Source organism: Nostoc sp. DedQUE04, assembly GCF_034530995.1.
Lineage (GTDB): Bacteria > Cyanobacteriota > Cyanobacteriia > Cyanobacteriales > Nostocaceae > Nostoc.
Genome location: NZ_JAVRCA010000125.1, coordinates 1 through 8,336 on the forward strand (window position 1 = coordinate 1; position 8,336 = coordinate 8,336).

Below are 8,336 nucleotides of genomic sequence, written 5' to 3' on the forward strand. Positions count from 1 at the left end.
CAACACGCGAGCTAGACTCCACCTGTCAATAGGGTTTGAGACGCGCTAACCCTGCTTAAATTGGCTAAGGTATTGATAATACTATTCACCTCAAGTTTAGTGCTTTACGCAAAAAACGAATAATCTTGAAGTTGGCATTACAAAGTTTAGAGGTCGGCATCAGCCAACATATCAACGTATCATAGACAATAACCGTGATTTGAAGCTTCTTCTTTGGGGAAAAAGACAAGTCTACCGCATTACCTTTTATCAATTGACATTCAAACCAAAGCAGGTAAGGAAGATTCGCTGTTAAAATACCACCAATCCGCTAAATTAAACGAGACATACAGCTTATGATTACTCAAATGATGGTTCAACCCTCATTCTGGGTAGATTCTGGAATCAAACTCAGTAAAGTTAGGGACATACATTTGTTTAAATTTACTGAAGAATTACAGTCTCGACTCGAAGAATTGTCTGAGAAAAAGAAAGCTGGATTGCTAACCACAGAAGAAGATGCTGAATTGGCAGGCATATTGGAACTAGATAGAATTTTTACCTTGCTTAATGCCAAAATCATTTCTGAATCATGACAGTTAATGATGCAACCAAAAAATTAGTGAGACAAAGAGCAAAATTTCTTTGTGAATACTGTCATTCTTCAGAAGAAGCAAGCGCTGCTCTATTTTCTATTGACCATATTATTCCACAGTCTCTTAAAGGTTCGGATGATCCTTATAACCTGGCGTTAGCTTGTCAGCGTTGTAACGGATATCGCTACAATTTTACCACTGGAATTGATCCAGATACAGGACAAATACTACCTTTGTTTAATCCACGCCAGCAGAAGTGGTCAGACCACTTTATTTGGTCAGCAGATGGTCTAAAAATTATTGGCATTAGTTCTGTAGGACGAGCTACAAGTAATCGTTTAGACCTTAATGATGAACGTCATAATGAAGGGTCTATTGTCAAAGCTCGTCGTCTTTGGCTCAAAGGTGATTGGCATCCACCGGATGAAGACCCACGACAAGTAAAAGAGTTTTGATTTGCAATTTTCTTAACTTTAGAAGTGCCATCGCTCAAGCAGTGCATAGTCCATCGTTTCCTCAATCGATTCTCTCTTACTGGCGAAAGCCCTGCTGGTGTGGGCTATTGCAGTGGTATGTTGTGGGAAATCCGGCGCGAAGATTCGGTTTGGAAGCTTTGTATTGAAGAAGTTGGCTATAATTCATCAGTCAAAGGCGATCGCAGGCATCGGCTACTAATTGTCACAGAATTACTGCTTTGCTGCATCTAAGTTTTTTAATTGCGTAAGCATTGCGGGGCATAGCTGATTGCCAATTGTGAATTGGTATTAGCAAGAAAGGCAGAAGGAATACTGCCCTCTGCCTTCTGCCGCGACCAAAGGGAGCAAGGGTTTAAGCCCCACTTCAAAATCTCTGATTTGGTGTCCCGCAATCAGTGTAGGTCTGAAGCCTACACTGTATTGCAACCTTCTGCCTCCTGCCTCCTGCCTTCTTCACGCTTTGAGTGTCAAATCGATTAATCCAACTTGGTACTATAGTTTTGAAAAATAAATTCTGATTAAAGGGGAATATGAATGGCGATTGCTATTCGACAAGCTCCTGACGACGAACTTGAAGCGCTGATTCCGATACTACTGTTGGCAGAAAAATCGGAGCGTGCGCTGCGATGGGGGCTTGCTAACCTCGTTGATGCTGTATATCGTATGGACGACAGCGAACACTTGGTTGGTGCAGCAACAATGAAATGGCGCAGCGAACCCTGCGAAATTATGGAACTGGCTATAGCCCGTGAGTTTCAAAAGCAGGGTTTAGGTATGGAAAGGGCTGGCAACTTTTTTAGCTGGCATTTAGTAAACCGCATATAAAATAAAGCCCTGGATTTTACTAGGGCTTTTAACTTGAAAACTCGATTTTCACCCAAAAATATTACTTGTTATTAATCCTGAGTCAAGTCGCTTCTCTAAATTCAAAATTCAAAATTCAGAATTCAAAAATAAAGACAATTAGTGTTAGCTCTGAACTCACCACTCTCTTGTTGACCGCCAAATCAGAGATTGTAGCGGGGACAAGAAAATAACGAATTAATTAATTCAAAATTATTTTTATTCTTCATTTTAAATTTTGAATTTTGCATTTTGAATTTCATTAAAGGTGATAGCTCTCCTGCTGGTACGATAAAGTATTTTTCGGCTTGGATTACCACCGAATGAATTAACCGCTTTACCGCTTTTGATAAATCCATTCACGCCCAGCTTTTGCTGCTGCTTCAGCACTAAAATAAATCGGATGCTCAATAAACACCATGCCATCGGGGCTAATAATCCGAAACTGCCAGCATTTACCCTGAGTGTAAAATATTACTAAAATACGAGAGTGAATACAGACAACTGAATGAATCTTAGTAGTAGTCATGGTACTGTGCAGTTGCGCTTGCTGAATATTGGTAAAGCAGCCAGTCTCATAATGAGAACAGGTATAAATACGTTTTAGTGAAACTAACTGGTCAAGCCTAGTTATGAATATTCTTGAAAACTTTTTAACATTAGCACTTTTTACAACTAACTTAAGTATGAATAATAGTCTATCTTAAGTTAGTTTTTGTAAGTATGTACAGCAACTAAGCTGTTGCTTATAGTTGAAAATAGCTTTCTATAAGGGGAGTACTTAAACATGAAGAGTTTAAGTACTCTTTATCTAAACTAGGGTTTAGGCACTGTACAGATTAAGCATAATGTTGCTGTGAATTTCGGCTTTTCAGGCGTGTCGGTTCTAGGGCAGGTTCAAATAATTTGACTACCAGATGCTGAGGCAAGCCGTTAGAAAAGCCACTGTTGCGGGAAAACTTAAAGCAAGACCCTGTTTTGAAGACTTTGATTGTAATTTATCAGCCGAACGCTACAAATTACAGAATATAAGTGTCAACGCATATATGACTTTTAAGTAGTATAAAAATACTATTTGTTGACAAATAAGGACTTGCTGCTAAAATCTTTTAACCTACATCTCGCTCAAAAAGTACGAGTCAGAATAGCTTTTCTAAAATCCGTACTTTTCAGTATGACTCCTGTAAAACTAGCATCAGTTAAATCAGCGTTGCGAAAGCTAGTACCACCAAAGGTTGCAAAAGCAATAGCAATGTTGCGAATAATGGCGTATTTTTCATCTCCTTTCATTGCCCTCCTAGCAATGTAAGTACTAAGTATAACTACGGTAAAAGCGATGGCGAAGGTGACGGCGAAGGACAAACCTCCTGCTCCGAGGAAGACGATGGATGCGGCTCCACTTCTGACTAAGATGAAAACCAACGCAATGGCGAAAACTAAGGCTCCAGCGACGGCGAAGACCAAGACAATGGCGAAGATTAAGGCTTCAGCTAAGTCCAATCCTAATGCGACAGTGACGACGAGTCCAACAGCAACGGTAATGGCAAAGGGCAAGGCGAGGGCGAAGGAAAAGGCGAGGGCGAAGGCGATGGCGAGAGCGACGGCAACCACTAAGGTAACGGCTAAGGCGATGGCGATGGCGAAGGAAAAGGCCCCGGCTAAATCCAAGGCTGAGGCAAAGGCAACAACGAGGGCGACGGTGAAAGCGAAAGCTAAGGCGAGGCTGACGGCTCCGATGAGGGCAACGACTAAGGCAGTCCAGCCTGGAACATTAGTTTCTAAAGTTGAGCTATTAAATACAGAAACTATCACGCCTCCAGTAATGGCTAAGAAAAATCCTGAAATTCCAGAGAGCAACCACGAAACACAAACTAGAAAACTAGCCCAACTCTTTTGCAGTCCAGCTTTTACATTGCTAAAATTAGTCCCTCTTAAATTAGCACCTGTAAAATCTGCTCCTCGAATATCCGCATCACTAAAGTTTGCCCCAGCCAAGTTTTGACCTTTAAAAGAACGACCTCTGAGATTTTGACCGGAAAAGTCTTGGGGCATGGCTGGGCTGCTAAAAGTAAGGATTTATACAAAATACATTTAGGATATGTGATGTTCCGGGATTTAGGGCAATATTTCTCCAGAAGCGAGTAAATAATGGGCTGTGCCAAAATTCCGATTGCTCCTAGCTACTGTTAGATGATTCACTATTGGGCACAGTTGAAATCAGTTCACCGTGCAATATAGAACCCATTTGATATCTATGCCTGAGCTAAACGCTTGAGCATGAGCCGGATAAAACAGAGATTGAGCTTGGCAGTCGCATGAGCCAGAGTTCGCTCAAAGTTTTTAACCTAGGACTTACGCACTATACAAATCAACTAAAACGTGTATTACGGTATTTAGTCTTTTCAGAGGCTTCAGATAACCCTGATTTATTCCGACATTTGCGATCGCTGGATGCCAAAACATGGCTAAAATACCCAAATTGTGTTTAGTACTTATGTACGATGCGTAAGTCCTATAACCAAACTCTTACAATGAAGAGCAGCGCATCGCGATAATCATCTTTCCCCCGAATCTTGATACCCTTGTGCTGCTAGTCTTAAAGAATATACTGCTGTTTTTCTTTATATTACGAGTAGCTAGCGAGGATCAAATTTTAAATATGGCTTTTGAGCAAATCGAAGCATTTTTAAAGAAAATGCAGTCTGAACCTGAACTTAAAAACGAGGTGCTCGCAGCACCAACCGCAGATGATGTTGCGCGAATAGCACTAAAGCTTGGTTTTGAATTTTCAGGTGATGAATTATTGAGAATGTCAGGTAAGAAAGTTGGCAGCATTACTGTTAGAAAAACTGATCTTCCTGGAGAGTACAACTAGGGGTCACGCGAGAATTTGTAAAAAATCGTAAGCTAAGGGATCTAATCCCCAATCAAAGCACCATGATTATTGGTATTACCCTTCTTTACACACTGCACGAAAGCCAATATTTCCGATGATGCTGGCTTGCTGGAGATGTTGAGGGAAAACATCGGCTATTTCCGGTCAAAACCAATGAACATTCCTAAAATTACCATCCTACTCGACCAGGGTTATCATCCAGAACATCTGACACAGGGACTAGAAAAGGTATACCCGCAGATCATGCGTTTATATTAAGTTTGAGCGCTCGACCAAGCCTTCCACCCAAGAAAAGGCAGCGCAAGGCAAGTCAGGATTTATCCCAGCAGTAGCCAGGTGGGTAATTGAGCGGTCGAATGCTTGGATGGGGCGCTGTAAGATCAAGTGTCAAGAACTTTGAGCGAACACTATCGAATGCCACGACCAAGCTCAATCTTTGTTTTGTTAGGCTCATGCTTAAGAGACTCGCAGCTTCTTAGAGATATCAAATGGGTTCTATAAAACTGCCCTAGACGAAAGCTAGAGCAGTTTTTGATAGAAGTAAATTGTATAGGAGACTTTTATTGTTGTCCCCAGTTTATCCATAGTAAATACCGTCATATAATACTATTCACCTCAAGTTTCGTGTTTTACGCAAAAAACGAATAATCTTGAAGTTGGCATTACAAAATTTAGAAGTAGGCACAAGTCAATGGATCACAGACGGCATCCGCGACTTTGAGCCTCTTCCTTTGCGGAATACAGAATATGGTTGCTGGTGATGGGGTGCTGAGTAAGGAAATCTGGGGATGGAGAAAGTAGTGTAGGCGCAGCCCGTCGTAGACATCGCTCTTATGGAGCGTAGCCATCGTCTCCTCAATTGATTCTCACGAGTGATTTCCGAAAGCCCTGCTGATGTAGGCTATTGGAGTGATGACTGGTATGTTATCTATTCAAGTTAATCAGGATAATATACCTTGATTAAGAACAGGAAAATTAAAATGAGAATTTTTGTTCCGGGCCGTCTTTGTTTGTTCGGAGAACACAGTGACTGGGCAGGAGAATATCGCAGTGTTAATCCTCTTCTCGAAAAGGGCTACACCTTAATTGTTGGTACTAATCAAGGAATTTATGCCGATGTCTTGCCTAATTCTACTGAATTAATTATTCGTGCTTCTCTCAATGATGGCAGGAGTTATGAACCGCTCAGATTACCTATGGAATCTAATACTCTCAAGTCCGTAGCCAAAGAGGGCGGTTTTTTTAGTTATGCTGCTGGTACAGCTTATCAAATTTTGACTCACTATGGTGTCGGCGGACTTGAGGTTGAGAATTATCTAACCGATTTACCCATCCAAAAGGGATTATCTTCGAGTGCTGCTTTTTGCGTTCTGATTGCGAGGTCTTTTAATCGTGTGTATGACTTGAAGATGACAATTCGTTCAGAAATGGAGTTTGCCTATCTGGGAGAAAGAACCACTCCTAGCCTTTGTGGTCGTATGGATCAAGCTTGTGCTTATGGAAATCGCCCAATATTGATGATATTTGATGGTGAACAAATTGACCTACTCGAATTGAAAGTAAGTGAGAATTTGTTTTTTGTGATTGTCGATCTCTGCGGTAGCAAAAACACACAAGAAATACTAAGACGATTGAATCAGTGTTATCCTTTCGCAACTAATTCAATAGAGCAAAATGTTCAAAAATATTTTGGTTCTATTAGTTCTGAAATTACACAAACAGCAGTTGAAGCAATACAAATAGGAGATGCCCAACTTCTTGGAGCTTTAATGACAAAAGCCCAAATGGAATTTGACCGATACGTAGTTCCGGCTTGTCCCGATCAATTAACTGCAAAAAAGCTACATCTGCTTCTCCATCACGAGCCACTTAAGCCTTATATCTTTGGAGGAAAAGGCGTAGGTTCTCAGGGGGATGGCACTGCACAACTAATAGTTAAAAATCAAGAGAGTCAAAGAAAAGCTATCGAAATTATTAAGCGTGATTTTCCTCAAATGCAAGCGTTACAGTTGACTATTTCAAGACTACCAACTCCTATGATTGACTTAGCTGAGGACAAAAATCAGCATGGGGATGTTTGTTAAAATACCACTAGTTCGCTAAATTAAACGAGACATACAGCTTATGATTACTCAAATGATGTAACTCGAAGTCTATGTCGGCGTAGCAGAAAACCCACTCCAATCAAGCCGATGCTAAATATCGCCGTGGTATTTCTCGGTTCTGGAACTGTTTGAAATGTTTGAAAAGAACCTGAGATTAGAGGTAGACCTCTTACAGGAGCAGTTGGATCTGGGTTAAGTGTAAGATTCTCAGACAAGATCAGTGTGCCAATTGCACCCTCAAATGTACCTGAGCCACCAGTAATACTTATAGTATTAGAAACCGTGCCCACAAAATTTTGAAAGTCAAGGGTAGCAGTACCTCTGGTGGTTCCGAATAGCTTATCTGCTCCTTGACCAAAAATTGTAATGTTACCAAGTGGTAAGTCGTTTAACCCAAATGTTGCTGGATCTGGCTCAATTGTAATCACACCTGTATTATTGTCGAGATTGCCATAGCTGATATTTACAAGTCTACTTAGACCGTATGGCGCATTAGCACTTTCACCTATATTGGTTATTTTTAAAATGTTTCCTGTGATCGGCTCAAGAGTAGTTTCTGAATTGTAGATAGCTGAGAATGGATATTGTATCTGCGCCATTACTTTTTTTGTACCTAGTCCAAAACTCAAAAGCGCGGCAGTTACCGAAATGAACCATACAGCCCGTAATCTAAGCATAATTAATTTGATTTTGATATTAGGTAGTGTTTACTTTCACTAAAGACAAACTACCGTAAATTTCTCAAAAAATAAACTGCTCCCCAACTGGCTGATAATTTTATTTTTGAAACGGTTGCCCCCAACGTTCCCAGTTTTCTTTATTAAAGGGCGTAGGCGTAGCCCGCCGCAGGCATCGCCACTTCAAAATTAATTTTAATTCCAAGTCTTGCCGGAATTTTCTCTCAACCGGAGCATCCCACCAAAATGCGGCGTTGACTGCTGTTTGTAACCCATAGCGATAATGTAAATCCTGGTAGCTGGCGATGTAATCTTTGCAGGCGTGTATACCCTGCCATCACTTGAAGAATGCGGCAGGTTTCGCCCACGTACAACACAACAGAAGCCGCCGAGTCTATGATGAAATACAGACAAGCTTCTCCAGGACTATCAACTGGCATTCGATAAAACGACATTGGCACAAGCCGCAGCAAGAGTGGATCAATCTGGTCTGGATTGCAATGTTTAGGGGTAAGGTCAAATAACGCCGTCTGCTGTGGTGGTTTGTTCTCTCTCACCTTCTGCTGATATTCAAAAATCTGAGATTTCCACTTCAACAGCGCCTCAAGGCTCATTACCAGTGTCTCTGCTGTGCGTGCTGGTGTGACGGTCAAATCAGAGAATAAATTTAGCTGGTTAGGTTCCAAGGTAATTAACGGAAATGTACAAACCAGGTAGAGTCGATGGGCGGTATTACCCGCCGCACCTCTCTGTTCAATCTGGGC

General features: G+C 41.2%; 10 protein-coding genes and 1 pseudogene. 7 read left to right on the top strand and 4 right to left on the bottom strand.

Translation table 11 applies throughout. From position 1 onward, the window contains the following. Window positions 1-335: 335 nt before the first annotated feature. From RM049_RS38730 to RM049_RS38745, 4 genes are all read left to right on the top strand, one after another. On the top strand, window positions 336-575 hold the full coding sequence (locus RM049_RS38730) for a hypothetical protein (protein WP_163939136.1): 240 nt from the start codon (window positions 336-338) through the stop codon (window positions 573-575). Further along, window positions 572-1,030, top strand: a complete 459-nt coding sequence (locus RM049_RS38735; RefSeq protein WP_322708036.1) for an HNH endonuclease — start codon at window positions 572-574, stop codon at window positions 1,028-1,030. The genes RM049_RS38730 and RM049_RS38735 overlap by 4 nt, the downstream gene beginning before the upstream one ends. Before the next feature lie 24 nt (window positions 1,031-1,054). Continuing rightward, window positions 1,055-1,282, top strand: a complete 228-nt coding sequence (locus tag RM049_RS38740) for a hypothetical protein (protein WP_322708037.1) — start codon at window positions 1,055-1,057, stop codon at window positions 1,280-1,282. Between the two features lie 303 nt (window positions 1,283-1,585). Continuing rightward, window positions 1,586-1,876, top strand: a complete 291-nt coding sequence (locus RM049_RS38745) for a hypothetical protein (protein WP_322708038.1) — start codon at window positions 1,586-1,588, stop codon at window positions 1,874-1,876. Window positions 1,877-2,231: 355 nt separating this feature from the next. Here RM049_RS38745 and RM049_RS38750 read toward each other — a convergent pair whose 3' ends face one another. Together RM049_RS38750 and RM049_RS38755 are read right to left on the bottom strand one after the other, a co-directional pair. Beyond that, window positions 2,232-2,423: a hypothetical protein gene (locus RM049_RS38750; protein WP_322708039.1), complete on the bottom strand. Its 192-nt coding sequence runs from the start codon at window positions 2,421-2,423 to the stop codon at window positions 2,232-2,234. Between the two features lie 596 nt (window positions 2,424-3,019). After that, window positions 3,020-3,946, bottom strand: coding sequence for a pentapeptide repeat-containing protein (locus tag RM049_RS38755; protein ID WP_322708040.1), 927 nt, complete (start codon window positions 3,944-3,946; stop codon window positions 3,020-3,022). Window positions 3,947-4,553: 607 nt separating this feature from the next. Between RM049_RS38755 and RM049_RS38760 the strand changes: the two genes are divergently transcribed. The 3 genes from RM049_RS38760 (at window position 4,554) to RM049_RS38775 (ending at window position 6,874) form a co-directional block, all read left to right on the top strand. Beyond that, window positions 4,554-4,769 (top strand): Nif11-like leader peptide family natural product precursor, encoded by a 216-nt coding sequence (locus tag RM049_RS38760; RefSeq protein WP_069068113.1) that lies wholly within the window; start codon window positions 4,554-4,556, stop codon window positions 4,767-4,769. 69 nt (window positions 4,770-4,838) lie between these two features. Beyond that, a complete protein-coding gene (locus tag RM049_RS38765) occupies window positions 4,839-5,048 on the top strand; it encodes a hypothetical protein (RefSeq protein WP_322708041.1) in 210 nt (69 codons plus the stop codon). A 722-nt stretch (window positions 5,049-5,770) separates the two neighbouring features. Next, on the top strand, window positions 5,771-6,874 hold the full coding sequence (locus tag RM049_RS38775) for a GHMP kinase (RefSeq protein ID WP_322708042.1): 1,104 nt from the start codon (window positions 5,771-5,773) through the stop codon (window positions 6,872-6,874). Window positions 6,875-6,918: 44 nt separating this feature from the next. On the opposite strand, the gene RM049_RS38780 is transcribed toward RM049_RS38775, so the two are convergent. Continuing rightward, window positions 6,919-7,572 carry a hypothetical protein gene (locus RM049_RS38780; RefSeq protein ID WP_322708043.1) on the bottom strand — a complete coding sequence of 218 codons (654 nt, stop codon included), beginning with the start codon at window positions 7,570-7,572 and terminating at the stop codon, window positions 6,919-6,921. Window positions 7,573-7,796: 224 nt separating this feature from the next. Beyond that, a pseudogene (locus RM049_RS38785) lies at window positions 7,797-8,336 on the bottom strand (hypothetical protein); the annotation flags it as partial.